Origin of the sequence: Methylobacterium aquaticum, assembly GCF_001043915.1 — a bacterium.
Classification (GTDB): domain Bacteria; phylum Pseudomonadota; class Alphaproteobacteria; order Rhizobiales; family Beijerinckiaceae; genus Methylobacterium; species Methylobacterium aquaticum.
On the sequence record NZ_LABX01000087.1, the window covers coordinates 1 to 25,249 of the forward strand.

At 69.7% G+C, this 25,249-nt stretch carries 21 protein-coding genes; 13 read left to right on the plus strand and 8 right to left on the minus strand.

Annotation, left to right across the window (positions count from 1 at the left end; all coding sequences use genetic code 11):
- Positions 1-87 precede the first annotated feature (87 nt).
- Positions 88-933, minus strand: coding sequence for an IclR family transcriptional regulator (locus VP06_RS11930; protein ID WP_048463993.1), 846 nt, complete (start codon positions 931-933; stop codon positions 88-90).
- A 142-nt stretch (positions 934-1,075) separates the two neighbouring features.
- On the opposite strand from VP06_RS11930, the gene VP06_RS11935 reads away from it, so the two are divergent.
- The 11 genes from VP06_RS11935 (at position 1,076) to VP06_RS11985 (ending at position 11,395) form a co-directional block, all read left to right on the plus strand.
- Entirely contained in the window at positions 1,076-1,765 is a 690-nt protein-coding gene (locus tag VP06_RS11935; protein ID WP_048463994.1) for an SDR family NAD(P)-dependent oxidoreductase, read from the plus strand.
- The gene (locus tag VP06_RS11940; RefSeq protein WP_048463995.1) at positions 1,762-2,052 is read left to right on the plus strand and encodes a (2Fe-2S)-binding protein; all 291 of its coding nucleotides are present in this window, start codon (positions 1,762-1,764) and stop codon (positions 2,050-2,052) included. The genes VP06_RS11935 and VP06_RS11940 overlap by 4 nt, the downstream gene beginning before the upstream one ends.
- Positions 2,045-3,421, plus strand: a complete 1,377-nt coding sequence (locus tag VP06_RS11945) for an FAD/NAD(P)-dependent oxidoreductase (protein WP_048463996.1) — start codon at positions 2,045-2,047, stop codon at positions 3,419-3,421. The genes VP06_RS11940 and VP06_RS11945 overlap by 8 nt, the downstream gene beginning before the upstream one ends.
- Positions 3,421-4,569 carry an NAD(P)/FAD-dependent oxidoreductase gene (locus VP06_RS11950; RefSeq protein WP_156295559.1) on the plus strand — a complete coding sequence of 383 codons (1,149 nt, stop codon included), beginning with the start codon at positions 3,421-3,423 and terminating at the stop codon, positions 4,567-4,569. Before VP06_RS11945 ends, VP06_RS11950 begins: the two co-directional genes overlap by 1 nt.
- Positions 4,570-4,601: 32 nt before the next feature.
- Positions 4,602-6,152, plus strand: coding sequence for an ABC transporter substrate-binding protein (locus VP06_RS11955; RefSeq protein WP_048463998.1), 1,551 nt, complete (start codon positions 4,602-4,604; stop codon positions 6,150-6,152).
- 189 nt (positions 6,153-6,341) lie between these two features.
- Complete coding sequence (locus VP06_RS11960; RefSeq protein WP_048463999.1) at positions 6,342-7,283, plus strand: ABC transporter permease; 942 nt, start codon at positions 6,342-6,344, stop codon at positions 7,281-7,283.
- Positions 7,280-8,134: an ABC transporter permease gene (locus VP06_RS11965; RefSeq protein ID WP_048464000.1), complete on the plus strand. Its 855-nt coding sequence runs from the start codon at positions 7,280-7,282 to the stop codon at positions 8,132-8,134. The genes VP06_RS11960 and VP06_RS11965 overlap by 4 nt, the downstream gene beginning before the upstream one ends.
- The gene (locus VP06_RS11970) at positions 8,131-9,120 is read left to right on the plus strand and encodes an ABC transporter ATP-binding protein (RefSeq protein ID WP_048464001.1); all 990 of its coding nucleotides are present in this window, start codon (positions 8,131-8,133) and stop codon (positions 9,118-9,120) included. Before VP06_RS11965 ends, VP06_RS11970 begins: the two co-directional genes overlap by 4 nt.
- Entirely contained in the window at positions 9,117-10,103 is a 987-nt protein-coding gene (locus tag VP06_RS11975; RefSeq protein WP_048464002.1) for an ABC transporter ATP-binding protein, read from the plus strand. Before VP06_RS11970 ends, VP06_RS11975 begins: the two co-directional genes overlap by 4 nt.
- 130 nt (positions 10,104-10,233) lie before the next feature.
- The gene (locus tag VP06_RS11980) at positions 10,234-10,623 is read left to right on the plus strand and encodes a hypothetical protein (RefSeq protein ID WP_048464003.1); all 390 of its coding nucleotides are present in this window, start codon (positions 10,234-10,236) and stop codon (positions 10,621-10,623) included.
- A gap of 202 nt (positions 10,624-10,825) precedes the next feature.
- Positions 10,826-11,395: a YciE/YciF ferroxidase family protein gene (locus VP06_RS11985; protein ID WP_048464004.1), complete on the plus strand. Its 570-nt coding sequence runs from the start codon at positions 10,826-10,828 to the stop codon at positions 11,393-11,395.
- Positions 11,396-11,664: 269 nt separating this feature from the next.
- Here VP06_RS11985 and VP06_RS11990 read toward each other — a convergent pair whose 3' ends face one another.
- Complete coding sequence (locus VP06_RS11990; RefSeq protein ID WP_048464005.1) at positions 11,665-13,980, minus strand: xanthine dehydrogenase family protein molybdopterin-binding subunit; 2,316 nt, start codon at positions 13,978-13,980, stop codon at positions 11,665-11,667.
- Between the two features lie 346 nt (positions 13,981-14,326).
- Positions 14,327-17,113, minus strand: coding sequence for a hybrid sensor histidine kinase/response regulator (locus tag VP06_RS11995; protein ID WP_156295562.1), 2,787 nt, complete (start codon positions 17,111-17,113; stop codon positions 14,327-14,329).
- A gap of 247 nt (positions 17,114-17,360) precedes the next feature.
- Between VP06_RS11995 and VP06_RS12000 the strand changes: the two genes are divergently transcribed.
- Positions 17,361-17,762 carry a SpoIIAA family protein gene (locus tag VP06_RS12000; RefSeq protein WP_048464007.1) on the plus strand — a complete coding sequence of 134 codons (402 nt, stop codon included), beginning with the start codon at positions 17,361-17,363 and terminating at the stop codon, positions 17,760-17,762.
- A gap of 213 nt (positions 17,763-17,975) precedes the next feature.
- The gene (locus VP06_RS12005) at positions 17,976-18,452 is read left to right on the plus strand and encodes an Lrp/AsnC family transcriptional regulator (RefSeq protein ID WP_048464008.1); all 477 of its coding nucleotides are present in this window, start codon (positions 17,976-17,978) and stop codon (positions 18,450-18,452) included.
- A 69-nt stretch (positions 18,453-18,521) separates the two neighbouring features.
- Here VP06_RS12005 and VP06_RS12010 read toward each other — a convergent pair whose 3' ends face one another.
- From VP06_RS12010 to VP06_RS12030, 5 genes are all read right to left on the minus strand, one after another.
- Positions 18,522-20,180 (minus strand): ABC transporter ATP-binding protein, encoded by a 1,659-nt coding sequence (locus tag VP06_RS12010; RefSeq protein WP_048464009.1) that lies wholly within the window; start codon positions 20,178-20,180, stop codon positions 18,522-18,524.
- Positions 20,177-21,037: an ABC transporter permease gene (locus VP06_RS12015; protein WP_048464010.1), complete on the minus strand. Its 861-nt coding sequence runs from the start codon at positions 21,035-21,037 to the stop codon at positions 20,177-20,179. Before VP06_RS12015 ends, VP06_RS12010 begins: the two co-directional genes overlap by 4 nt.
- Positions 21,034-21,990: an ABC transporter permease gene (locus tag VP06_RS12020; RefSeq protein WP_048464011.1), complete on the minus strand. Its 957-nt coding sequence runs from the start codon at positions 21,988-21,990 to the stop codon at positions 21,034-21,036. The genes VP06_RS12015 and VP06_RS12020 overlap by 4 nt, the downstream gene beginning before the upstream one ends.
- A gap of 90 nt (positions 21,991-22,080) precedes the next feature.
- The gene (locus VP06_RS12025; RefSeq protein ID WP_048464012.1) at positions 22,081-23,688 is read right to left on the minus strand and encodes an ABC transporter substrate-binding protein; all 1,608 of its coding nucleotides are present in this window, start codon (positions 23,686-23,688) and stop codon (positions 22,081-22,083) included.
- A gap of 854 nt (positions 23,689-24,542) precedes the next feature.
- A complete protein-coding gene (locus tag VP06_RS12030) occupies positions 24,543-24,899 on the minus strand; it encodes a cupin domain-containing protein (protein ID WP_048464013.1) in 357 nt (118 codons plus the stop codon).
- Between the last annotated feature and the right edge of the window lie 350 nt (positions 24,900-25,249).

A 25,249-nucleotide genomic window follows, 5' to 3' on the forward strand; every position in this document is an offset into this window, starting at 1 on the left:
GCAACATTCCCTCGCTCACGACGCCAACACCAAGGCCCGCCTGGTTCACGCCCGGCGGGCTATGTCGTGTTCAGAGGCCCGCTCGCGTCACGGGTCGGAACGTTCCATCGCGGCGCCGGCCCGGCGCAGGGTTTCATCGAAAGGGTTCAGGCGGGCGGTAATCCCGGCTGCCTCCCGCCGCAGCATGCTGGCGATGGCGTTGCGGCGCTCGCCGGCAAGGCGGTCGACCGTGCTGCCGACGCTGAGCGCCGCCACGGCCCGGCCGTCGGCATCGAGGATCGGCACGCCGAGCCCGGCCATGCCGGGAATGAGGCCCGATGCCGCGGCGCAGTAGCCGATTTGGCGCGTGCGGGCGATCTCGGTGTGCAGGAACGCCTCGTCCAGGCTGGTCACGTCGCGGATCCGCGGCAGGTTGTAGCGGATCACCGCCTCCTGCTCGTCCGCCGGCAGATAGGCCAGGATCGCCATCGCCCCTTGACCGAGGCCGAGCATCACCCGGCCGCCGATATCACCGGTGAAGGAGCGGATCGGCAGCGGACCGGCCGTGCGGTCGATGCAGACCGCATCGTAGCCGCTGCGGACCAGCAGGAAGACGGTCTCGCCGAGCGCTCCGGTGAGCCGCAGCAGCGCCGGGCGGGCAAGGTCGCGCAGACCCAGCGGGTTGCCGGCCTTGGCGGCGAGGCGAAACAGACCGAGGCCGAGCCGGTAGGTCTTGGTCGTGGAATCAAGATCGACCAGGTCCTCGGCGACGAGCGCGCGCAACAGGCGCAGAGCCGTCGGCGCCGGCAGGCCGGTCGCTTCGGCAAGGGCACTCAAGCGCGCGCCGCCAGGCCCCGCTTCGCCGAGATGGCGCAGCAGCCCGGCGATCCGCGTCGGCCCGGATCGGTCGGATGATTTCGTTTCAGCCCGGTCCACCATGTCAGTTGAACTCATCTTTTTCATCCAGCGAAATAATTCTGGCAAATTCGTTCGCCTACCGAAATAGCTGTTGCCTGCGTGGCGGCAACGATCGATCCTCTCGAACGAGGCCGCGACAGGGTGCCGATGCGGCGATCACCGAGGGAGCGGGGCAGCGATGCTTGAGCCGGCGGGACGGGTCGCGATGGTGTCGGGCGCCTCGCGCGGGATCGGGCGGGCGGTGGCGGAGCGGCTGTCACGGGCCGGCTATCGGGTCAGCGCCGGCCTGCGCGATCCGCGCCGGGCGCCATCCGAGTGGCACGCCTGCCGCTACGACGCGGAGGAAGCCGGCAGCGAAGACGCCTGGACCGCCGCAACGCTGGCAGCGTTCGGCCGGATCGACGTGCTGGTGAACGCCGCTGGCATCAACCCGATGGCCCGCTTTCTCGATCCGGACGAGACGGCGTTCGATGCGCTCGTCGCCGTCAACGTCAAGGCGCCGATGCGGGTGATCCGGGCGGCATGGCCGCACCTCGTCGCCGCCGAGGCCGGGCGGATCGTCAACATCGCCTCACTGTCGGGCAAGCGGGTTCGCAACGACAATGCCGGCTACGCCATGGCCAAGGCCGCCCTGGTCAGCCTGACCCAGGCCGTGCGACGCGAGGGCTGGGAGCACGGCATCCGGGCGACCGCTGTCTGCCCGGGCTTCGTCGAGACCGACATGACCGCCCACGTCACCACGCAGCCGCGGGAGTTGATGTCCCGGCCTGACGATGTCGCGGCGATGATCGAGACGCTGGTGCGACTGCCCAACACCGCGAGCGTCGCGGAATTGCTGCTCAATTGCCGGCACGAGGACATGCTGTGAGCGGATTGTTTCAGCGCCTCGCGCCGCGGCTGGGCGCCGCCATTCCCTTCACCATCGACGGCATGCCGGCGGAGGCGCGGGCGGGCGACCTGCTGCTCGGGGCGATCCTGCTGCACCGGCGCGCGTTGCGCCGGTTCGAGTTCGGGCCCGGCGAGCGGGCCGGCTACTGCCTGATGGGGGCCTGCCAGGATTGCTGGATCGGCCTGGCCGATGGGCGGCGCGTGCGGGCCTGCACCACCCTGGTCGAGCCCGGCATGGCGGTGGTCACGGGAGGCGTCGGTGGCTGAACCGGTCGTTGCGGTCGTCGGGGCCGGTCCGGCGGGCCTGCGGGCGACGCAAGTGCTCGTCGAGGCGGGGTTGTGCCCGCTCCTCATCGACGAGGGGCACCGCGCCGGTGGCCAGGTCTACCGCCGGCCGCCGCCCGGCGCCGAGCGACCGGCCTCCGACCTCTACGGCTTCGAGGCCGGCCGGGCGCAGACCTTGCACGACCTCGCCGACGCGCTGGCGCCGCGAATCGCTTATCGCCCCGGCACGATGGTGTGGAGCATCGCCAAGCGGGAGCCTGCGGGCTTCGCGCTCAACTGCCTGGGGCCTCAGGGCCACGGCCGGATTGCCGCCGACCGGCTGGTGCTCGCCACCGGCGCCATGGACCGCGCCCTCCCCTTCCCGGGCTGGACCCTGCCGGGCGTGTTCACCCTCGGGGCGGCGCAGATCGCCCTCAAGGCGCAGGGCATGGCGATCGGCCGGCGCGTTGCCCTGGTGGGCGCCGGGCCGCTCCTGCCGCTCGTCGCGCATCAATACGCCAAGGCGGGAGCGACGCCGGTCGTGGTGCTCGACGTCACACCAGTCTGGGCGAAGGTCAGAGCGGCGCCTCGGCTCGCCGCCATGCCGGCCACCCTGGCCAAGGGGGTTTGGTACATGCTGGCGGGCGCGCTGCGCGGGCAGCCGGTCCGCGCAGGCGTGCGGGCGATCGCCGTCGAGGGCACGAGCCGGGTCGAGGCCCTGGCCTGGGAGGATGCGCGCGGCCGCCGGCATCGGGTTCCCTGCGACGCGGTCGCAGCCTCGTTCGGCCTGCGCAGCGAGGCGCAGGCGGCGGATCTCGCCGGGTGCCGGTTCGTATTCGAGCCGGTGACGCGGCAATGGCAGCCGGAGCGCTCGCCCGAGGGCCGCTCCTCGCACCCGCTGGTCTACCTCGCCGGGGATGGCAGCGGCATCGGCGGGGCGGATGTGGCCGAGTTGCAGGGCGAGCGCACCGCGCTCACCGTGCTCGCCGATCTCGGCCGGCCCCGCGACGCGGCCCGCGAAGCCCGGCTCGACCGCTTGCTCGCCCGGCAGGCGGGTTTTCGCGCAGCGCTGGAGGCGGCCTACCCATACCCGCATCACCTCGTCGAAACAATCGCCGACGACGAGATCGTCTGCCGCTGCGAGGGCATCACCGCCGGCGCCCTGCGGCGGGCCGCGACCGAGCGGGACGCGCATGAGATGAACCGGCTCAAGGCCTTGACCCGGGCCGGGATGGGCCGTTGCCAAGGCCGGGTCTGCGGCCATGCCGCCGCGGAGATCCTGGCCCGGACCTTGACCGTGCCGGTCGAGACGGTCGGGCGCCTGCGCGGACAGGCCCCGATCAAGCCGATCCCGCTGCGGGAGCCGGTGTGATGGAGCGCCTGACCGTCGACGTCGCGATCATCGGAGGCGGCACCGCCGCCTGCGCCGCCGCCGTCGCCTTCCGGGAAACTGGATTGACCGTGGCCCTGCTGGAGAAGCGCCTGTGCGGCGCCGGGGCGAGCGGGGTGAATTTCGGCGGCGTGCGCCAGCAGGGCCGCGACTTGGCGGAGCTGCCGCTCTCGCAGCGGGCCCGCCTCCTGTGGGATGGCTTGAACGCCAAGCTCGGCGAGGATGTCGGCTTCGAGGCGACCGGCCACATCAAGCTCGCGCGCTCGGAAGCCGACATGGCGGTTCTGGAGACTTACGCCCGCGACGCGGCCGAGCACGGCCTCGCTCTCCAGCTCCTGGGGCCGAACGCGCTGCGCGCCGAGATGCCGTGGCTCGGCTCGGCGGTGATGGGTGCCTCGCTCTCGCCCACCGACGGACAGGCCAATCCGCGGGTCGTCGGCCCCGCCTTCGCGCGGCTCGCCCGGCGCCTCGGGGCGGAGCCGCGCGAGCATGCACCGGTGCGCCATGCGGCCCATGACGGGGCCGGCTTCACGGTCGAGGCCGAGGGGGTGACGGTGCGCAGCCGCAGCCTCGTCAATGCCGCCGGGGCCTTCGGCGGAGTGGTGGCGGGGTGGTTCGGCGAGGCCGCCCCGGTGGCGCCGCTCAGCCCCAACATGGTGGTGACCGAGCCTCTGCCCCCTCTCGTCACCCGATCGATCGGCGTCGTCGGCGGCGATGTCTACGTGCGCCAGACCCGGCGCGGCAACGTGGTCCTGGGCGGCGGGCGCGGCACGGCGGATGTCGCGGACGGCCTTGCCCGGCCGGTGGCGGCGACCTCGCTCGGCGCCATGGAAAAGACCCTGGCGCTGATCCCGGACCTCGCCCATGCCCAGGTCATCCGCACCTGGAGCGGCCTCGACGGCGAGATGCCGGATCACATCCCGGTCATCGGACCCTCCTGCACCACGCCCGGCCTGGTTCATGCTTTCGGCTTCTCCGGCCACGGTTTCCAACTCGGCCCGGTCGTCGGCGAGATCCTGGCGGAACTCGTGACGCAAGGCCGCTCCGCCTCCCCTCTCCATCCGTTCCGGATCGAGCGCTTCGCCGATTGGCGTGGGCCGTACCGGTCGGAGGGCGAGATCGAGCACTGACGCGAGAAAAACCAATCAGGGGGATCACCACGATGAGACGCTTCCTCTTCGCCGCGGCCACCCTCGCCCTGCTCGCCGCCGGGCCGGCGCTGGCGCAGGCGCCGACGGGCAAAAGTCTGACCATCGGCATGGCGGCGGCCGATGTCAGCCAGCTCGATCCGTTCCGGGCGACCAGCACCCAGGACAAGCCGGTCGTGTCCTGGATCTTCAACGGGCTGGTGCGCTTCAAGCCCGGCTCGACCAGTCTGGAGACCCTTGAGCCGGACCTCGCCGAATCCTGGACCCGCTCCGATGACGGCCGCACCTGGACCTTCGCCTTGCGAAAAGGCGTGAAGTTCCATGGCGGCTACGGCGAGATGACCGCCGACGACGTGGTGTTCTCGCTCAAGCGCGCCGCCGATCCCAAGACCTCGTCGTTCTCGACCGATTATGCCGCCTTCGAGACGGTCGAGGCCGTGGACCCGTCCACGGTGCGGATCACCCTCAAGCATCCGGTGCCGTCGCTGCTCGGGCTGGTCGCCAACTACCACGGCGGCAACGTCTTGAGCCGCAAGGCCGTCGAGGCGCTCGGCAACGACTTTCGCCTCAAGCCGATCGGCACCGGGCCCTTCGCCTTCGCCGAGTACAAGCCGAACGAGAGCGTGCGGCTGACCGCCAATCCCGACTACTTTCGCGGCACGCCGAAGCTCGGCGGCATCCTGTACCGGCTGATCCCCGCGGACGCGGCCCGCGACCTCGCCTTCACCTCGGGCGAGCTCGACATCGTCTATGGCCGCCAGGACCAGCGCTGGGCCGAGCGGTTCGCCCGCGAGCCCGACGTCTCGGTCGACATCGTGCGGCCGGCGGAACTGGCGCTGCTCCATCTCAACATCAGCCACAAGCCGCTGGATGACGTGCGGGTGCGCCGGGCCATCGCCCACGCGATCAGCCAGGCGCAGATCGTCCAGTTCAAGGGGGCCAGCGTCACCGAGCCGGCGGTGTCGATCATCCCGAAGGGCTATCTCGGCACCGACGACAAGGCGCCGCTGCCGGCTTACGACCTCGCCAAGGCGAAGGCCCTGCTGGCGGAAGCCGGCCACCCGAACGGCCTCACCCTCACGGCGATCCAGACCAGCCTGCCGACCATGCTGACCGCGATGCAGATCGTGCAGGGCCAGCTCAAGAAGGCCGGGATCGATCTGAAGCTCGATGTGGTCGACCACCAGACCTTCCACGCGCAGATCCGCAAGGACCTGTCGGATGCGGTCTACTACGCCGCGGCGCGCTTCCCCGTCGCCGATACCTACCTGACGCAGTTCTTCGATTCGGCCTCGACGGTCGCCACGCCGACGGCGGTGACCAACTTCTCGCATTGCAACGCGGCCGATGCCGAGATCCGCAAGGCCCGCACCGAGCCGGATCCGGAGCGGCAGAAGGCTTTATGGAAGGAAGCGCAGGTGAAGATCATCGAGCAGGTCTGCGCCGTGCCGCTCTCGGAAGGCTTGCAGGTCTGGGCGCACAAGAAGTCGGTCGATTACGGCTACGACTTCAAGGGGGCGATCCATCTCGGTCCGGTGATCACCGAAGCGACGGACAAGAAATAGGGCGAATTTCCCCCTCTCCTGTATGGGAAAGGGGGTAGGGGGTGAGGGTGACACGCTTCAGGATCAAGCGCTGCACGCCGTACCGGCAGCGTGACGACTGAGCTTTACACCGCACCGTAGCACCCTCACCCCCGACCCCTCTCCCACACGGGAGAGGGGAGCCGAGCCACACCAACCCCCGGCCCGCCCATGCTCCAGTTCATCCTCAAGCGCCTCCTCCTGGCGGTCCCGACGCTGGTGGCCGTGCTGACCGTGGTGTTCGTGCTCGTGCGGGTGGTCCCGGGCGATCCGACCATCGTGATCCTGGGCGACCAGGCGAGCGAATCCGCCCGGGCCGACCTGCGGGGCAAGCTCGGCCTCGATAAACCCATCGTGGTCCAGTACCTCGCCTTCATGGGCCAGATCGCCACCGGCGATATCGGCCGCTCGCTCACCACCAACCGGCCGGTGCTGGAGGACGTCGCCCACGTCCTGCCCTACACGATCGAACTGACCCTGGCGGCGGTCGCCATCGGCGTCGGGGTCGGCGTCCCTCTCGGCGTCATGGCGGCGCGGCGGCGCGACGGCGTCGCCGACTGGCTCGCCCGCATCGTGTCGCTTGCCGGCGTGTCCTTCCCGGCCTTCGTCTCGGGCATCCTGCTGCTGATCGCCTTCGCGGTGCAGTTGCGCTGGTTCCCGGTGATCTCGACCCCGCGCACCGGCGGCCTCCTCGACCGGCTCGGCGCCCTGGTGCTGCCGGCGCTCAATCTCGGCCTGCTGATGGTCGCCTACGTCACCCGGGTCACCCGCTCGGGCATGCTGAAGGCGCTCGGCGAAGATTACGTCCGCACTGCCCGCGCCAAGGGGATGCCGGCGCGGGTCGTGGTCTGGCGCCACGCGCTGCGCAACGTGCTGGTGCCGGTCGTCACCGTGGTCGGGCTCTATCTCGGGGTGCTGATCGGCAACGCGGTGCTGACCGAGATCGTGTTCAACCGCCCCGGCCTGGGCAAGCTGATCGTGACCGCGCTCACCCAGCGCGACTACAGCCTGCTCCAGGGCCTGATGGTCGTCTCCGCCTTCGCCATCGTGGTCGCCAACGTGCTCACCGACATCGCCTACGGCCTCGTCGATCCGCGGGTCTCGGCCCAGTGAGCGCGGCTGCCGCCTCCGCCGCCCCGAGCGCCTGGCGCCGGGCCACCCGCTCGCCGGGCCTGATGATCGGCGCCGTGACGGTGATCGCCGTCGTGGCCCTGGCGCTCCTCGCGCCCTGGATCGCCCCCTACGATCCCAACGACCAGGACCCGGTCGCCGCCCTGATGGGCCCCTCCGCCGAGCACTGGTTCGGCACCGACTTCTTCGGCCGCGACGTGCTCTCGCGGGTGATCTGGGGCGCCCGGATCTCGCTCTCGGTCGGCTTCGTCGCCACCGTCATCGGCGTCGTCGTCGGTACGGCGATCGGGGTGGTGGCCGGCTATTTCGGCGGCTGGACCGACCGGCTCATCACCGCGGCGACCGACGTGCTGCTCAGCTTCCCGCAGCTCATCATGGGGCTGATGCTGGTGGCTGTGCTGGGGCCGAGCCTCGGCAACCTGATCCTCGCCATCGCGATCACGGCGGTGCCGGCCTTCATCCGCATCGCCCGCGGCTCGACGCTCGCCATGCGCCAGCGCGACTTCGTCGATGCCTGCCGGGCGCTCGGCTACTCCGACATCCGCATCATGTTCGGCCACATCCTGCCCAACATCCTCGACGAGGTGGTGGTCCTGGCCTCGCTCTGGCTCGCCACCGCGATCCGCACCGAATCGACCCTCGCCTTCATCGGGCTGGGCGTGCCGCCGCCGACCGCCACCTGGGGCAGCATCGTGCGCGAGGGCTTCGACAATTTGCTCGACGCGCCCTGGCTGTCGATCTTCCCGAGCCTCGCCATTCTCGCGGTGATGATCGGCCTCAACCTGATCGGCGACGGCCTGCGCGACGCCACCGACCCGCGGGGGGCCCCATGAAAACCCCTTCGATGACGCCGATGGACCTGTTGCGGGTGGATGGCCTGACCACCCAGATCCGCGTCGGCGCCACCTGGTACGATGCGGTCCGCGAGGTGTCGTTCTCGGTCTCCGGCGGGGAGACCCTGGCCCTCGTCGGCGAATCGGGCTGCGGCAAGAGTCTCACGGCCCTCTCGGTGATGGGGCTGCTGGCGCCGAAGGTCGGCCGCGTCGCGGCCGGCTCGATCGTGGTCGACGGCACCGACATGCGGGCGGCCAGCGAGACTCAGCGCGAGGCGATGCGCGGCAACCGCCTGGCGATGATCTTTCAGGAGCCGATGACCTCGCTCAACCCGGTCCTGACGATCGGCTTCCAGATCGCCGAGGCGTTGCGGCGCCATCGCGGCCTGTCGAAGGCGGCAGCCCGCGAGAAGGCGATCGCGCTCCTGGAGCGGGTGCGGGTGCCCTCGGCGGCGGAGCGGATCGACGCCTACCCCCACCACTTCTCCGGCGGGATGCGCCAGCGGGTGATGATCGCGATGGCGCTGGCTTGCTCGCCCCGCGTGCTGATCGCCGACGAGCCGACCACGGCCCTCGACGTCACCATCCAGGCGCAGGTGCTGGCGCTGCTCGCCGAGATCCAGCGCCGCGAGGGGCTAGCGGTGCTGCTCATCACCCACAATCTCGGCGTCGTCGCCTCGGTCGCCAACCGGGTGATGGTGATGTATGGCGGCGACGTGGTCGAGAGCGCGCCGGTGCGCACCTTCTTCGCCCGGCCGACCCATCCCTATGCCGAGGGCCTGCTCAAGGCGATGCCGCGGGTCGACCGGGTGCAGGACCTGGCGGCGATCCCCGGCACGGTGCCGACCCTGCCGGAGATGCCGGAGGGCTGCCGCTTCCAGGGCCGCTGCCCCCTGGCGGAGGCGCGCTGTCGCGAGCGGCCGCCCTTGGTGCCGCTGAAAGGGACGCCGGACCACGCGGTGCGCTGCTGGGTGAGGGCCGCATGAGCATGACACCGCCTCGGCCGCTGCTCGCAGTCGACAACCTCTCCAAGACCTTCACCATCCGGCGCGGCTTCCCGATCGCGAAGACCAGCCTGGTGCGCGCCCTCGACGGTGTGTCGTTCGCCGTCCAGCGCGGCGAGGCGCTCGGCATCGTCGGGGAGTCGGGCTGCGGCAAGTCCACCACCGCCCGGGTGGCGCTGCGGCTCACCGAGGCCGATGGCGGCAGCGTGCGGTTCGACGGACAGGACTTGCTCGCCGCACCCGCCAGCGCGATGCGGCGCCTGCGGCGGCGGATGCAGATCGTGTTTCAGGACCCCGCCTCCTCCCTCGATCCGCGCCAGCGCATCGGCGAGGCACTGGCGGAGCCCCTGCGGGTCCACGGCCTTGGCCGCGGGGCCGAGCTGAAGGATCGGGTCGCCGGGCTCCTCGCCGAGGTCGGGCTGCCGGCGACCGCCGCGTCCCGCTTCCCGCACGAATTCTCCGGCGGCCAGCGCCAGCGCATCGGCATCGCCCGGGCGCTGGCCCTCGGGCCCGACCTGATCTTCGCGGACGAGCCGGTCTCCGCCCTCGACGTCTCGGTCCAGGCGCAGATCCTGCGACTGCTCGACTCGCTGCGGCAGGCCCGTACCCTCGCCTTCGTGTTCATCTCGCACGATCTCGGCGTGGTCCGGCATTTCTGCCAGCGGGTGACCGTGATGTATCTCGGCCGGGTGGTGGAGACGGGCCCGGTCGGCCCGCTCTTCGGAGAGCCGCTGCACCCCTATACCCAGCTTCTCAAGGCATCCTCCCCGGTGCCGGATCCGGAACAGCCGGTGGCGATGAGCTTCCAGGAGGGCGAGCCGCCCTCACCCCTCACGCCGCCGCCGGGCTGCCATTTCCATCCCCGCTGCCCGCGCGCCTTCGACCGCTGCCGCGCCGAGGCCCCGGCCTTGCGGGAGGCGGCACCGGGCCGCGCGGTGGCCTGCCATCTCTATGGCGAGCCGTGACGGACCGGTGCGACAGCGCCTCGGTAGACGACCGCCTCCGCCGAGACATGTCGGCGCTATCCCCAACGGCCCGGATTGCACTAGCTTCCCGGGCGGCGACGAAGCGCCTTGCACAAGAGGATGAAGGCCGATGAGGACGATGGGGGTGCTGGCGGTCATCGGATTGGGCCTGATCGGTGCGGTGGGAACCGCCTCGGCCCAATCCTGGGGCCCCGATTACGGCTACCGTGACCGCGACCGCGACTATCGCAGCCGCGACGGCGACTACCGCGACCCGCGGGATCGCGGCTACCGGGACAGCCGTGACGATTACGGACGGCGCGACGATTATCGCAGCCGCGACCGGGATTACGGCTCGCGGGACCGCGGGTCGCGGGACAGCGGCGTCGCCTTCAACGAGCGCGAGTACCTGCGCTGCAATCCGGACGTGGCCCGCGCCGTGATGGCCGGCAAGATGGAGTCGGGCCGGAAGCACTTCCAGGTCCACGGCTTCCGCGAGGGCCGCAAGCTCTCCTGCTGACTCTCCTGCTGAGCGGGACAGTGCCACCGGGGCTGGCGTCCCGGTGGCACGGCGCCGCTCGCTGTCCAACCGTCCATCCCGCGCCGAAATTTTTCCACCATCCTGCCCGGACCTCCGGCAGAGGCCATGCGTTCCGCCTGCGATCGAGGTTCGACGAACCGTCGATCGGGTCAATTGACGTCCAGTCAAGGCAGGCGCGCGTATGGCGAACAAGCAGAAGACATTGCAGGACGCGTTCCATGAGACGCTCAAGGACGTGTACTATGCCGAGAAGCAATCGGTTCGCGCCCTGAAGAAGGCGGCCAAGTCGGCGCAGCACGAGGAGTTGCGGCAGGCGTTCGAGACTCATGCCGAGGAGAGTGCGACCCAGGTCGAGCGGATCCAGCAGGTCTTCGAGATCATCGGCAAGCCCGCCCGCAGCAAGACCTGCGAGGCGATGCAGGGGCTGACGAGCGAGATGGAGGAGGATCTGGAGGATTTCGGCGACGGTCCGGCCGCGGATGCGGTGCTGGCCGCCGCGGCCCAGGCGCTCGAACACTACGAGATCGCCCGCTACGGCACGCTGAAGACCTGGGCGCTCCAGCTCGGCCACGAGGACGCCGCCAAGCTCTTCGACGAGACGCTTCAGGAAGAGAAGAAGGCCGACCAACTGCTGACCGAACTCGCCGAGCGCCTTAACGTCGAGGGCGTGGAGGGCGAGGAAGCCCCCGCCGGGACATCCACGTCACAGGCGTCGAAGTCCGAGAAGTCGAAGCCCGGCAAGGCAGCCTGATACCAACGGTCGAAAGAAAACGACCCTTGGTTCCGTTCTCCAGTTTTCGCTCAGCCTTTGGCTGAGTATCGAAAATTTGAGATGGTTCATCGGCCCGATGCGTCAGCATCTTGGGCCGATGGTATGAGCCGCCGGCTCCGCGGGCGGCCTCTCCCGCGGTCCTGCATCTGTCCCTGACCTGATCGCAGGTCGGTCCTGGCAGAGCGACGAAAACGGCGCCCGGCCGCGAGGCCGGGCGCCGCATGTCGCGAGTGCGAGAACCGTCGCCGTCAGGCGGCGGCCGACTTGCGCAGCGGCTCCAGGGCCGCGAACATCCGGGCCGGGGTCGCCGGCATGTCCATGTCGCGCAGGCCGACGCTACGGTCGAGGGCGTCAACCACCGCGTTCATCACCGCCGGGCAGGAGCCGATGCTGCCCGCCTCGCCCGCGCCCTTGATGCCCATCGGGTTGGTGGTCGAGGGCACGTTCTTCGTCTCGAAGTGGAAGAACGGCACGTCCCCGGCCCGCGGCATCGCGTAGTCCATGAAGCTCGCGGTCAGGAGCTGGCCGTCGCCATCATAGACCGTGCGCTCGTGGAGCGCCTGGCCGATGCCCTGCGCCACCCCGCCATGGACCTGGCCGGCGAGCAGCAGCGGATTCACCACAATGCCGAAATCGTCGCAGACGGTGTAGCGCACGATCGTGGTGATGCCGGTGTCGGGATCGATCTCGACCTCGGCGACATGGGTGCCGTTGGGGTAGGTGGCGCTCGGCGGCACGAAGTCGCCCTGGCCGGTCCGCATCGCCTCGGTGGCCTTCGGCAGGGCCGCCAGGGCCGCAAAGTCGATCGACCGGTCGGTGCCGGCGACGCGCACCGCGCCCTCGGCGATCTCGAGATCCTGGATGCCGGCTTCCAGCTCCTCGGAGGCGAGTTCCTTGAGCTTGCCGGCGAGGTTCTTCGAGGCGGCGCCGACCGAGATGCCGCCGACGGGAATCGAGCGCGAGCCGCCGGTGCCGGCGCCGGTCGCGACCTTGTCGGTGTCGCCCTGGACCACCCTGATCCGCTCCAGCGGCAGGTCGAGATGCTCGGCGGCGAACTGGGCATAGGCCGTGGCATGGCCCTGCCCGTTCGACTGCGTGCCGACATAGACGGTCGCGCCGCCATCCTGGTCGAGGGTGATCTTGACGTCCTCGCCCTCGCCCCAAGCGGTGCATTCGATGTAGGTGGCGAGCCCGATACCGCGCACGAGCCCCTTGGTGCGCGATTCCGCGGCGCGGGCCTCGAAGCCGGTCCAGTCGGCCGCCTCGATGGCGCGGCCCATATGGGCGGCAAAGTCGCCGGTGTCGTAGGTGCGGTCGCCGATCGGCGTCGTATAGGGCATCGCGCTCGGCGGGATGACGTTGCGCCGGCGGATCTCGGCCGGCGACATCCCGGTCTCCCGCGCCGCCCGGTCGACCAGGCGCTCGATCAGATAGGCCGCCTCCGGCCGCCCGGCGCCGCGATAGGCATCGACCGGCACGGTGTTGGTGTAGACGCCCCGCACCCGCACGTGGATCGCCGGGGTCTTGTAGACGCCGGTCAGCATCGTGGCGCCGAGATACGGGATGTAGGGCCCGTATTGCGACAGGTAGGCGCCGAGATCGCCGATCACGTCGAAGCGCATGGCGAGGAAGGTGCCGTCGGCATCGAGCGCGACCTCCCCGACCGAGAGGTTGTCGCGCCCCTGCGCGCAGGCGACGAAATGCTCGGCCCTTTCGGACACCCACTTCACCGGCCGGTGAAGGCGGCGCGCGGCCTCGGCCGCCAGGGGATATTCGCGGTAGGTGAAGGTCTTGGTGCCGAAGCCGCCGCCGACATCGCCGGTGACGACGCGGATCTGCTCCTTCCCGACCCCGAGGACGCCCATCAGGGTCTTGCGGAGGCCGTGCACGCCCTGGCTCGGGATGGTGAGGGTGAAGCGGTTCGTGCCCGCATCGTACTCGGCGACGACGCTGCGGGTCTCCATGTAGTTGGTGACGAGGCGCTGGTTCTCGACCTCGATCCGGACCACCTTGGCGGCGGTGGCGAAAGCGGCGTCGACGGCCGCCTTGTCGCCCATGGTCGAGTCGAACGAGACGTTGTCGGGCTGCTCCTCCCACACCGCGGAGGCGCCGCCCGCAACCGCGGCGCGGATGCCGACGACGGCCGGGAGAACCTGGTAGTCGATGCCGATCGCCTCGACGGCGTCGCGGGCCTGGGCGACGGTGTCGGCGACCACGAAGGCGACGGCGTCGCCGATATGCTTGACGGTGCCCTTGGCCAGCAGCGGGATGTGGGCGACGTGGTTCTGGCTGCCGTCGCCGTTCGGCAGCGGCGCCTGGCACTTGATGTCGGTGAGGCCGGCGACGTCCTCGGCGGTGAGCACGAGATGCACGCCGGGCATCGCCCGGGCGGCGTCGAGATCGGTGATCGTGAAGGTCGCATGGGCATGCGGGCTGCGCAGCAGCGCCGCGTGCAGGCAGCCCTCGGGGGCGTGGTCGTCGCCGTAATGGCCGGCCCCGGTGATCAGCCGGCGATCCTCGACCCGGCGCAACGGCTGGCCGAGACCGAACTTGGTCACTGTCATGTGAACCTCGCAATACGATGCGGAATGGGAGGCGTGAACGGGCGCGCGGCGTGCAGGCCGGCGGGCCTGGCCCGGGATCGGAGCACGCGGTCCCGCAGGATCGAGGGGATGCGACGGCGGACGGTGACCGGTCCCGCCTGTGCGGGAATGCGGAACGGGCGCGGTCGGGCTCCGGCCATGGGTGTCACCATGGGTCCTGCCATGCGGCGTTCATCCTCCGATCGGACCGGCCGAGCGTGCGACTCGATCCTTATCGGGGCGACCGTAGCACGTCGGATCGGAGGCGTCTGCGGCGGCGCTGACGCGGCTGCATGTCCGGCCGAGCGGCCCGGGGACCGAACCGACGTCACGCCCCCACCGGCCGCCGGAGGCCGCGCCGCGTGACCTTGCGCAGGATGCGCGAGACCTGCTCGGCGGAATAGGGCTTCTGAAGGAGATCGAACCCGGCCGAGCTTTCCTCGGCGAGAACGTGGCTGTAGCCGGAGGCGAGCACCACCGGCAGGTCGGGAAAGCGGCGGGCGAGGTGGCGGGCGAGCGCGATGCCGCCCATGCCCGGCATCACCACGTCCGAGAACACCACGTCGAAGCCGGCGCCGTCCGGCCCGAGCTTCTCCAGCGCATCCTCGGCATTCACCGCCCAGGTGGTGGCGTAGCCGAGGTCTTCCAGGATCTGGGTCGCGAAGCGCCCGACCTCCAGGTTGTCCTCGACCACCAGCACCCGCTGGCCCACGCCGCCGGGATCGACCTGGCCCGGATCTCCCGGCGCCGCGTCCCCCGCGGCGAACTCGGCCTCCACTTCGGGCAGGTAGAGCGTGAAGGTCGTGCCCTGGCCCGGCACGCTCTCGACGGCGACGTCGCCGCCCGACTGCTTGGCGAAGCCGAAGACCTGGCTCAGGCCGAGCCCCGTGCCCCGCCCGACCTCCTTGGTGGTGAAGAACGGCTCGAACACCCGCGCCAGCAGATCGGACGGGATGCCGGTGCCGGTATCGTGCAGCGAGACCGCCGCGAACGGCCCCACCGCCCCGGCATGGCCCCGGATCGGCGGCAGGTCGACGCCGCAGGCGAGCGCCAGGGTGAGCGTGCCGGCGCCCTCCATGGCGTCGCGGGCATTCACCGCCATGTTGACGAGGGCGGTCTCGAACTGGCTCGCATCCACCCGCACGAAGCAGGGGTGGTCCGGAACCTGCGTGGCGACGGTGATCCGGGCCCCCGTCACGGTGTCGATGAGTTCGGCCACCACGCGCAGGCGGGCACCGACATCGAGGGTCTCGGGCTTCAAAGCCTGGCGCCGGGCGAAGGCGAGGAGCTGGGAGGTGAGCTTGGCGGCCCGGTCCACCGTCTCGGAGACCGCCGTGAGGTAGCGGCTGCGCCGCGCCTCGGGCAGGTCCGGCCGCCGCAGGAAATCGACCGAGGAGCGGATGATGGTGAGCAGGTTGTTGAAGTCGTGGGCGACGCCGCCGGTGAGCTGGCCGACCGCCTCCAGCTTCTGCGACTGGCGCAGCGCCTCCTCGGCCTGGGCCAGGGCCGCGGCCTGGACCTTCTCGGCCGTCACGTCGCGGCCGCTGGCGAAGACGAGGCCGCCCTCGACCGAGGTGTGCCAGGAGAGCCAGCGCGGCGTCCCGTCCCGGTGGGTGTAGCGGTTCTCGAAATTGGTGAGGTGGCGGGCCGCCAAGGCCGATTCGAGTGCGGCGGAGGTGGCCTCGGCATCCTCCGGCCAGAGGAAGTCGAGGAAGCTGCGCCCCACCACCTCGGCCGGCCTGTGGCCGAGGATCGCCTCCCAGGCCGGATTGACGGCGCGGAAGATGCCGTCGGCCCCGATCACCACCAGGAGGTCGCGGGAATTGCGCCAGACCCGGTCGTGCTCGGTGGTGCGCGCCGCGACCCGCTGCTCCAGGGTTTCGTTGAGCCGCACCAGCTCGGCCATCATCCGCTTCTGGTCGTCGATGTCGGTGGTGGTGCCGACCCAGCGGGTGATCGCGCCCTCGTCCGACAGGACCGGCTGCGCCCGGGCCAGGAACCAGCGATAGGTCCCGTCGGCGCGCCGCAGGCGGTACTCGCACTGGTAGTCGGCGTGGCCTGCCAGCGCGGCGTGCCATTCGGCGGTCACGCGGTCCCGGTCGTCGGGATGGATGAGCGCCCGCCAGCCCTCGGTGTCGAGGACACCCGGCAGGACACCCGTATAGGCGTAGGTCCGCTCGTTGAACCAGACGGTGCGCCCCTCCGGGTCGGTGGACCAGACGAGGTTGGGCAGCACCTGCGACAGGACGCGGAACTGCTCCTCGCTCCCGCGGAGCGCCGCCTCGGCCTGCTTGCGGGGTGTCACGTCGATGGCGGTGCCGACCACCCGGGTACAGGCCCCATTCTCGAACAGGCCGCGGCCCTTGGCCGCGACCCAGCGGACCTGCCCGTCCTCCTTGCCGACCGTGCGGTATTCGACGTCGTAGACGGCGCGGCGACCGGGATCGGTGGCCGCCGCATAGGCGGCGACGGTGGCCTCCCGGTCGTCCGGATGGATCCCGGCATAGAAGTCGGCCATGGAGACCGGCACCTCGGGCGAGATGCCGAACATCGTCTTGACGCGCGCCGGCCAGAACAGGGTGTCGCCGACCACGTCGACGTCCCAGAGCCCGATCTCGGCGGCCTCGGTGGCAAGCCGCAGCCTCGCCTCGCTGGTGCGCAGCTGGGCTTCCGCCTCGCGCAGTCCCGTCTCGGCGACGACGCGCCCGGTGGTCTCGGTGCAGGCGCAGAACATGCCGACGACCCGGCCGTCCTCGTCCCGCAACGCCGAGTAGGAGAAGGTGAACCAAGTCCGCTCGTCATAGCCGTGCCGGCGGAGCACGAGCGGCATGTCCTCCGACCAGGTCGGCTCGCCGGAGAGCGCCCGCTCGATGAGCGGCGCGATGTCCGGCCAGATCTCCGACCAGATGTCGCGGAAGCGTCCGCCGAGGGCCGAGGGATGCTTGTCGCCGAGGATCTCCGCATAGGCATCGTTGTAGAGGAAGCGGAGTTCGGGCCCGAACGCCACGAACATCGGGAAGCGCGAGCCGAGCAGCAGGCTCACGGTCGCACCCAGGCCGGCCGGCCAGGTCTCCGGCGGCCCGAGGGCCGAGCCCGACCAGTCATGGGCGCGCATCATCGCGCCCATCCGTCCACCTCCGGCGAGAAAGGGCGGGATTGCGGGGGCGAGAATCTCGGGCATGCGGTGGGGATGAACTCGTTCACGCATCTGGCAAACCTGAGAGGCGCACGGCGTCCGTCAAGGGCTTTGCCCTTTGTCGCAGAGGTTACGGGACTGACCCCGCCGGTCTCTCTCCGGATCAAATACGGTCATCCACCGTTCTCCGACCACGATTTGCGCCCGCGACGACGGAGACGGTTTCATGAACGGAGCACCCGACGGCTCGATCGTCCGGCGCGATGCGCCGCGGCCCGATCTTCTGGCCTTCGAGATCAAGGACCGGATCACGAAGCCGGACATCGCGTGGATGTCGTCCCTCGTCGACGAGGCCATGCGAATGCACGGGACGATCGACATGCTTCTCGTCATGTCGAACTACGAGGGCTCGGATCTGGGCGCGCGGTTCGACGGCTATGCGACCGGGGTGATGGCCCGTTCGGTCGCCCATATCCGGAACTACGTCGTCGTCGGCGCGCCGGCCTTCGCCCGGGCGATGATCACGCTGTCGGGGACGGTCCTGCCGGTCGAGACCCGAACCTTCGACCTGTCGGACGAGGCGGCGGCCTGGGCCTTCCTGGCGGAAGCCGGCCCGGCCAAGGGCTGACCGTTTCGGGGCTCGCGGCGTCCGCGCCACGGCCGAGCCTCGCCGCGAGGCGGCCGGGCGTCGGCGCCCTGCGGCCCATCGAGGGCATTTTATGCCGCCAGGCCCAGGACGGGAGCGGAATGTTCTGGCATTCGCCCCGCTCGCTCGATTGCGACTTGCCGCAGAAGCGGCGAAACTCGACGCCGTCGATGATGACGAACCAGATAGCGGCCCATGAAACTCGACAGGATCGACCTCAAGATTCTTTCTGAATTGCAGAAGAACGGCCGCATCACCAACGTCGAACTCGCCGAACGGGTCAATCTGTCGCCGAGCCCATGCCTCATGCGGGTGAAAAAGCTCCAGACGGAAGGCTATATCGCAAATTATTCTGCACAGATCAATTTGTCGAAATTAGGCCAGGCCCTGACCGTCTTCACCGAGGTGACGCTCAAGAACCACCGGCAGGCGGATTTCGCCCGGTTCCTGGCCGCCGTCGAGAAGATCGAGTCGGTCATGGAATGCCACCTCATTTCCGGCGGCTACGATTATCTGCTCAAGTTCGTGACCGTCGACGTGATCGAGTACCAGACGACGATGGAGCGCTTGCTGGACTTGGATGTCGGCATCGAGCAGTATTTCAGCTACGTCGTGCTGAAATCGCCGATCGTGCGGTCGTACCTGCCCCTCGACACGATGTTCCGGCTTTAGGAAGCTCCGATCCCCGCAGGGCTGGCCGGGAAACATGAAGCGCGGCTCCCGCCGGAGGCCGCGCCAGCATCAGCGCTGCGCGAAGGCCCGGGTCAGTTCCGGATCCTGCGCCAGGCCGTCGAGCCAGCCGGTGCGCAGCTGGGGCACGGACGAGAACAGCAGCCGCGAATAGGGTTGGGTCGGCTGTCCGTCATTCACGTCGGGGCGCAGCTGCTCGACCTTCGCGCCCTTGTACATCACCACCACCTCGTCGCAGATCGCCCGCACGGTCTCGATGTCGTGGCTGATGAACAGGTAGGACAGCGACAGCTCGCGCTGCAACTCCTTCAGGAGATCGATGATCGCGGCGGCCACCACCGTGTCGAGCGCCGAGGTGATCTCGTCGCACAGGATCAGCTTGGCATCGGCCGCCAGGGCGCGGGCGAGGTTGATGCGCTGCTTCTGGCCGCCCGAGAGTTCGCCGGGGCGGCGATGGCGCAACGCCCGGGGCAGCCGCACCATGTCGAGCAACTGGTCGACCCGCGCCTCGCGCGCCCGCCCGCCCATGCCGTGGTAGAAGGCGAGCGGCCTGCCCAAGATCTCGCTGATCGACTGGCGGGGATTGAGCGCGGTGTCGGCGGACTGAAACACGATCTGGAGGTCGCGCAGGTCCTCGCGACGGCGCTGGCGGAAATCCGGCGCCAGGGTCCGGCCGTCGAGCACGATCTCGCCCCGGGCCGCCGGCAGGATCCCGGCGATGACCCGGGCGAGGGTGGACTTGCCGCAGCCCGATTCGCCGACGATGCCGAGGTTGCGCCCGCGGGCGAGCGAGAGGCTGACATCCTTGAGGATGCGGATCGGCGGGAGGCCCTCCGCGTCGGCCTTGCCGTAGCCGGCCACGATCCCGCGGACCTCGAGGAGCGGGGCGTCGTCCTGGTCGATGCGGGGCGGACGCGGGGCCGCGCCCGGCCGGAACGCCGCCAGGAGCTGGCGGGTATAGGCATGCTGCGGGCGCTCCAGGATATCCGCCGTGCGCCCCTCCTCCTGGATCTCGCCGTGGCGCAGCACGATGATCCGATCGGCGATCTGCGCCACCACCGCGAGATCATGCGAGACATAGACGCCCGCGATGCCGCCCTGGCGCATCACCGACTTGAAGGCGCGCAGCACCTCGACCTGGGTGGTGACGTCGAGAGCGGTGGTCGGCTCGTCGAAGATCACCAGCTTGGGATTGCCGATCAGCGCCATGGCGGCGGAGAGGCGCTGGAGCTGGCCGCCTGAGACCTGGTGGGGATAACGGTCGCCGATCGTGTCGGGATTGGGGAGCGCCAGTGCCCGGAACAGTCCGACCGCCCTGGTGCGCGCCTCCGCCACCGGCATCGAGCCGTGGATCTGCACGACCTCGACCACCTGGTCCATGATCGTGTGGGCCGGATTGAAGGCGGCGGCCGCGCTCTGGGGCACGTAGGAGACGAGGGAACCGCGCATCGTCGCCCGCCGGCTCTCGGGCAGCGCCCCCATCTCGACGCCGTCGAGGGTGACGGTGCCGCCGGTGACCCGGCAGCCGGGACGGGTATAGCCCATCAGGTCGAGGGCGATCGTGGTCTTGCCCGAGCCGCTCTCGCCGATCAGGGCGACGATCTCGCCCTCGTCGATGTCGAACGACACGCCGCGGATGATCTCGACGATCCGGCCGGCATCGGTGCGCGCCTCGATTCGTAGGTCGCGGACTTCGACGAGGCGGGTCATGCGGCGCTCCGGTCGCGGATCTTCTGGGGCAGGTTGTCGATCAGGAGGTTCACGCTGATCGTCAGGCTCGCGATGGCGATGAGCGGGAAGATCACCGCCGGGGCGGCGAGGGACAGGCCGCCGATATTCTCCTTCACCAGCGCCCCCCAATCGGCGTTCGGCGGCTGCACCCCTAACCCCAGGAAGGACATGCTGGAGAGGAGCAGCACGATGAAGACGAAGCGCAGGCCGAGATCGGCCAGGACCGGGCCGATGATGCCCGGCAGGATCTCGGCGCGGATGAGGTGGCCGAGGCGCTCGCCGCGCACCCGCGCCACGGTGACGTAGTCCATGGCGTTGACGTTGACGGCGAGCGCCCGGGCGAAGCGGTAGGAGCCGGGTGTGTAGATCACCGCCAGCGTCAGGATCAGGACCGGCATCGAGGAGCCGACCGCCGCCACCAGCACCAGCGCCATGATCTTGCTCGGGATCGAGATCAGCGCGTCGAGGAAGCGGCTCAGCGCCGCGTCGAAGAACCCGCCGATCACCGCCGCCGCCATGCCGAGAGTGACGCCGCAAAAGCAGGCGATCGCCACGGAGGCCAGCGAGATCCCCACCGTGTAGCGGGCGCCGAACAGGATGCGCGAGAGCACGTCGCGACCGAGATAGTCGGTTCCCATCGGGTAGGCGGCCGACATCGGCTGGAAGAAATCGAAATCGACGATCTCGCCGACCGGATGGGGAGCGATCAAGGGCGCGATCACCGCGACGACCGCCCAGGCCAGGATCACCAGGAAGGCGACCGCGCCGACCGGGCTGATCCGGTAGCCGATGCGCCAGCGGCGCGGGGCTTCCGTGCTGGACAAAGAGACGCTCATGCGTGGCGCAGCCTCGGATTGGAGACGATGGTGACGATGTCGGCGATGGTGATCAGCAGGAGATAGGCGAGGCAGAAGATCATCGCGCAGCCCTGGATCAGCGGCAGGTCGCGGGTCGACACCGCGTCGAGCATCAGCTTGGCGATGCCCGGGTAGTTGAAGATCGTCTCGACGATGATGACGCCGCCGAGGAGGTAGGACAGGGACAAAGCCACCGCGTTGACGATCGGCCCGAGCGCGTTCGGCAGAGCGTGGCGCAGCACCATGCGCCGGCGGGAAGCCCCCTTCAGCAGCGCCATCTCGACGTAAGGAGCGTTCAAGGTCTCGATCACCGCGGCGCGGCTCATGCGGATCATCTGCGCCGAGATGACGAAGCTCAGCGTGATCACCGGCATGGCGAAGGCTTTGAGCAGCCCACTGATCGTCGTCACGTCACCGGTCATCGACAGGGCCGGCAGCCAGCCGAGAGTGACCGCGAAGACGATCACCGCGAGCGTCGCCACCAGGAACTCGGGCACCGAGATTACCGCGATGGTGAAGACCGCGATCATCCGGTCGACGAGCGTGCCGCGCAGGATCGCCGCGGTGACGCCGAGGGTCAGGGCGACCGGGACCGAGATCGCCGCCGTCACAGCCGCGAGCTTCAGCGAGTTGCCCAAGCGATTGCCGATCAGCTCGGCGACCGGGATGTTGTTGACATAAGAAACGCCGAGATCGCCCGTCGCGAGGTTCTTCAGCCAGAGCAGGAACCGCAGGGCGGCCGGCTGGTCGAGATGCATCGCGGTCCGCAGCCCCTTCACCGCCTCAGGCGTCGCCGCCTGGCCGAGCAGGATCTGCACCACATCCCCCGGCAGAAGGGCGGTCGCGAAGAAGATGACGACGGCGACGATCAACAGCGTCACCAGGGCGACCACCAAGCGTCCCGCGACCATGCGGAGGATGAGAGAATTCATGGACGATCCATGCACGTGACGGCGGGAACGGGAGCGGCCCCCGGGGAACGCCGCATCGGCGTCAGCCCCCGGGGCCGCGGGCGACGTCGCTCAGGCGCCAAACCAGGTGTATTCCGGCAGGGTGTAGCCCATCATGCCGCCGAGCGGGTTCGCCACCAGGCCCTTGAGCTTGGGCGACACGCCGTCGAGGTTCGACTGGAAGACCGGGATGACGGTACCGGCCTCGTTGGCGACCATGGCCTGCATCTCGCCGTAGATCTGCTTGCGTTTCGACAGGTCGAGGAGGCCGCGGGCCTCGAGCAGCATCGCGTCGAACTTCGGCGACTTGTAGCGGCTCTCGTTCCACGGCGCGTTCGACTGGTAGAATAGCGAGAACATGATATCCGGCGTCGGCCGGGCATTGATGTTGCCGGCGTGAAACGCCTCCTTGAGCCAGTAGTTCGACCAGTAGCCGTCCGCCGGCACGCGGTCGATCACCAGGTTCAGGCCGATCTTGCCGCCCGCCTGCTGGAGCACCGCGGCGTAGTCGGCCGAGCTGCTGGCGGCGTCCGACACGGTGACGCGGATCTCCGGGCCGAGGATGCCGGCTTTCTGGAACAGGGACTTGGCGCGCTCCGGATCGAACTCGCGCTGCTTCAGCTCGGCGTTGTAGTAGGGGCTCCAGGACGGGATCGGCTGGTCGTTGGCAATCTCGGCGAGACCGCGCAGGACCGACTTCTGGATCACCGGGCGGTTGACGAGGTACTTGAAGCCCTCGGCCACCCCGGCCTTGTCGCCCGGCGCCATGTCGAGCCGCAGGATGAAGTTGCCGTAGCTGCCGAGCTTGCTGATGAACGGCGCGATCGACGGGTTGCCCTCGATGACGCGCAGCGAGCGCGGGTTGAGGTTGGCGCCGACATGGATGTCTCCGGAGAGCACCGCGTTGAGACGCGCCGGCTCGTCGGCGATCGCGAAATACTCGAAGGTGTCGAAATAGGGACCCTTCTTGAAGTAGTTGTCGTTGCGCGCCATCACCGAGCGGACGCCCGGCTTGAACTCCTTGAGCACGAAGGCGCCGGTGCCGTTGCCCTTGGAGAAATCCGTCGTGCCGTCGGCCACGATCATGAAGTGGTGCAGGCCGAGGATGGTCGGCAGGTCGGCATTGGCCGCGGCGAGCGTGATCGTGACGGTCCGGTCGTCGGTGGCCGTGACCTCGGCGAACTGCTTGGCGAGGGTGGCAACCTTCGAGCCGGTGGCGGGATCGAGGTGGCGCTTCAGCGAGAAGACGACGTCCTTGGCCGTCAGGCTCTTGCCGTCGTGGAAGGTCACGCCCTTGCGCAGCGTGACGGTCCAGGTCTTGGCGTCGGTGCTCTCGACGCTCTCGGCGAGTTCCATCGTCACCAGGCCGGCGCCGTTGATGAAGGTCAGGCGGTTGTAGAGGGCGCAGCAGCGGGTGTAGTCGGTGGCATTGGAAGCCTTAGCCGGGTCGAGCGTGTCGGCGGTCGAGGCCGCGAAGCCGGCGATCTTGAGGTGGCCGCCCTTCACCGGCTCGGCGGCGAGCGCCGCGCCGGCGCGGCCGAGGATCGCGCCGCCGGCCGAGAGGGCGACGCCGCCCGCCAGCATCATGCGCAGCAATTCGCGCCGGTCGGCGCCGCGCCGGATGGCATTCTCCACCATCGCGTCGTCGCCGGGAGTCCAGTTGGCCATCGTGTCGCTCATCGCAAGCTCCTGGTGCGGCGGTGATCCGCCGACGACGCGGGGGTGAAGGAAACGGGTCGAGGCGGGCCGCATCCCGCGACGACGGTCGTGACGAGGACGCAGGCGGATCGGTCGTGAGAGCCCGGCCAGGGGCGACATCCGATCTCGCGGGCCGTCGAAGGCGAGCGGCCGCCCCGCGCCCTGGGCGGGAGGGCCGTCCGACGCCGTCGTCGGTCCGAGCGGCGGCGGGTGAAGGTCGGCGAATGGTGCACACAACACCGGTGCCATCCGATCCTGGCCGCCGCCTCCGCGACCCTTGCGGGAGATCGGGAACCGGTCCGGCTTTCGATGGAAGCAGTGTGTCGCATCCGCAACGCGATTTGCACCGAAACGACGGAAAGGGACGGCACAAAATTGCGAATCTACGGTTCCGGCAAAATTTGTGCGGCGCATCACCGCGTCGTCGCTTGGCAGTCCTGTTCAGGGTCGATCATGAGATGCGGCGCCTGAGGCATGTCTTCGCGCGCCCGCGGACGATGTCGTGCCCACATCCGGGTCGACGAGGAGCGATGCAACGGCGCGCATGACATACGCTCACCATCGCAATTGGACGAATGGCCTGCGCCTTTCGATGATCGTCCGTGTATCGGGAACGACGGGATTGCGGAAGGCGGCGGGTGAGGTGAGTTCGCGAGCCGCGCCACGGGCGTGCCACGGATCGTGATCCCTGCCGGTCGTGCCGGCGGCTCGCCCGGCCGCGAAACATTCTGCCGTGCCGGGCGCCATCGCGACGGGCCGCCGCCCGGAGACGAGAAAGGCGGCCTCCCGGCCGCCTTTCCCGCATTCCCGAACAACCGGCCCGCGTCAGGCCGCGATCACTCGTAGACGCAGACGTAGATCTTGCGCACCGTCTCGATCGTGCGCCAGATGCCGACGAAGCCGGGCTTCATCACGAAGCTGTCGCCGGCCCGGTAGGTCTTGGTCTCGCCGCCCGCCTCCTCGATCTCGACCAGGCCGGAGAGGATGTGGCAGAATTCGAAGGTGGTGCCCTTGATCGAGTGGGTCTCGCCCGGAGTGGCCTCCCAGATGCCGGTCTTGATCGTCTCGCCGCGGGACTCGTCCTGCGCCCAGGTCTTGAACTCGGGCGAGCCGGCGATCAGGCGCTCGGGCAGCGGCAGGCCAGGCTTCGGCGCGAATTGCGGGTCGGTGTCGATGGTGACCAGAAGGGACATCCCTGTTTCCTCGGCGTGAGAGCCCCGCGGGGCGAGACCGCCCGGTCGCGATGGGGCCGGTCGCGTCGCTGGGGGCGTGGAGGGCCGGAGAGGGCCGAAAAGCGTGCGGCACGTCGCCCCCTCCCCTTGAGCCTCCTCGACCCTAGCGACCAAAGCCGGGGGCTCCTGCCGTAATCCGGGAGGCTTCGGGCGAAAATTCCGAAAACCGCCCGATCTCCAGCGGAAATGTCGGCGCGGTCCGGCGCATCTTACGGTGAGCGGTGGCGCCCCGGAGAGGCGGTGCGGGCCTTGAACCCGGATCGCGCCCCGAGACGCCGGCCGAAAGGAGTTGATGTGGTGACGACGTCCCC

Coding starts and splice junctions, on each gene's coding strand:
- VP06_RS11930 (WP_048463993.1), bottom strand. CDS start 933: ATGAGTTCAACTGACATGGTGGACCGGGCTGAAACGAAATCATCCGAC.
- VP06_RS11935 (WP_048463994.1), top strand. CDS start 1,076: ATGCTTGAGCCGGCGGGACGGGTCGCGATGGTGTCGGGCGCCTCGCGC.
- VP06_RS11950 (WP_156295559.1), top strand. CDS start 3,421: ATGGAGCGCCTGACCGTCGACGTCGCGATCATCGGAGGCGGCACCGCC.
- VP06_RS11955 (WP_048463998.1), top strand. CDS start 4,602: ATGAGACGCTTCCTCTTCGCCGCGGCCACCCTCGCCCTGCTCGCCGCC.
- VP06_RS11960 (WP_048463999.1), top strand. CDS start 6,342: ATGCTCCAGTTCATCCTCAAGCGCCTCCTCCTGGCGGTCCCGACGCTG.
- VP06_RS11970 (WP_048464001.1), top strand. CDS start 8,131: ATGAAAACCCCTTCGATGACGCCGATGGACCTGTTGCGGGTGGATGGC.
- VP06_RS11975 (WP_048464002.1), top strand. CDS start 9,117: ATGAGCATGACACCGCCTCGGCCGCTGCTCGCAGTCGACAACCTCTCC.
- VP06_RS11980 (WP_048464003.1), top strand. CDS start 10,234: ATGAGGACGATGGGGGTGCTGGCGGTCATCGGATTGGGCCTGATCGGT.
- VP06_RS11985 (WP_048464004.1), top strand. CDS start 10,826: ATGGCGAACAAGCAGAAGACATTGCAGGACGCGTTCCATGAGACGCTC.
- VP06_RS11990 (WP_048464005.1), bottom strand. CDS start 13,980: ATGACAGTGACCAAGTTCGGTCTCGGCCAGCCGTTGCGCCGGGTCGAG.
- VP06_RS11995 (WP_156295562.1), bottom strand. CDS start 17,113: ATGCGCGCCCATGACTGGTCGGGCTCGGCCCTCGGGCCGCCGGAGACC.
- VP06_RS12000 (WP_048464007.1), top strand. CDS start 17,361: ATGAACGGAGCACCCGACGGCTCGATCGTCCGGCGCGATGCGCCGCGG.
- VP06_RS12005 (WP_048464008.1), top strand. CDS start 17,976: ATGAAACTCGACAGGATCGACCTCAAGATTCTTTCTGAATTGCAGAAG.
- VP06_RS12010 (WP_048464009.1), bottom strand. CDS start 20,180: ATGACCCGCCTCGTCGAAGTCCGCGACCTACGAATCGAGGCGCGCACC.
- VP06_RS12015 (WP_048464010.1), bottom strand. CDS start 21,037: ATGAGCGTCTCTTTGTCCAGCACGGAAGCCCCGCGCCGCTGGCGCATC.
- VP06_RS12020 (WP_048464011.1), bottom strand. CDS start 21,990: ATGAATTCTCTCATCCTCCGCATGGTCGCGGGACGCTTGGTGGTCGCC.
- VP06_RS12025 (WP_048464012.1), bottom strand. CDS start 23,688: ATGAGCGACACGATGGCCAACTGGACTCCCGGCGACGACGCGATGGTG.
- VP06_RS12030 (WP_048464013.1), bottom strand. CDS start 24,899: ATGTCCCTTCTGGTCACCATCGACACCGACCCGCAATTCGCGCCGAAG.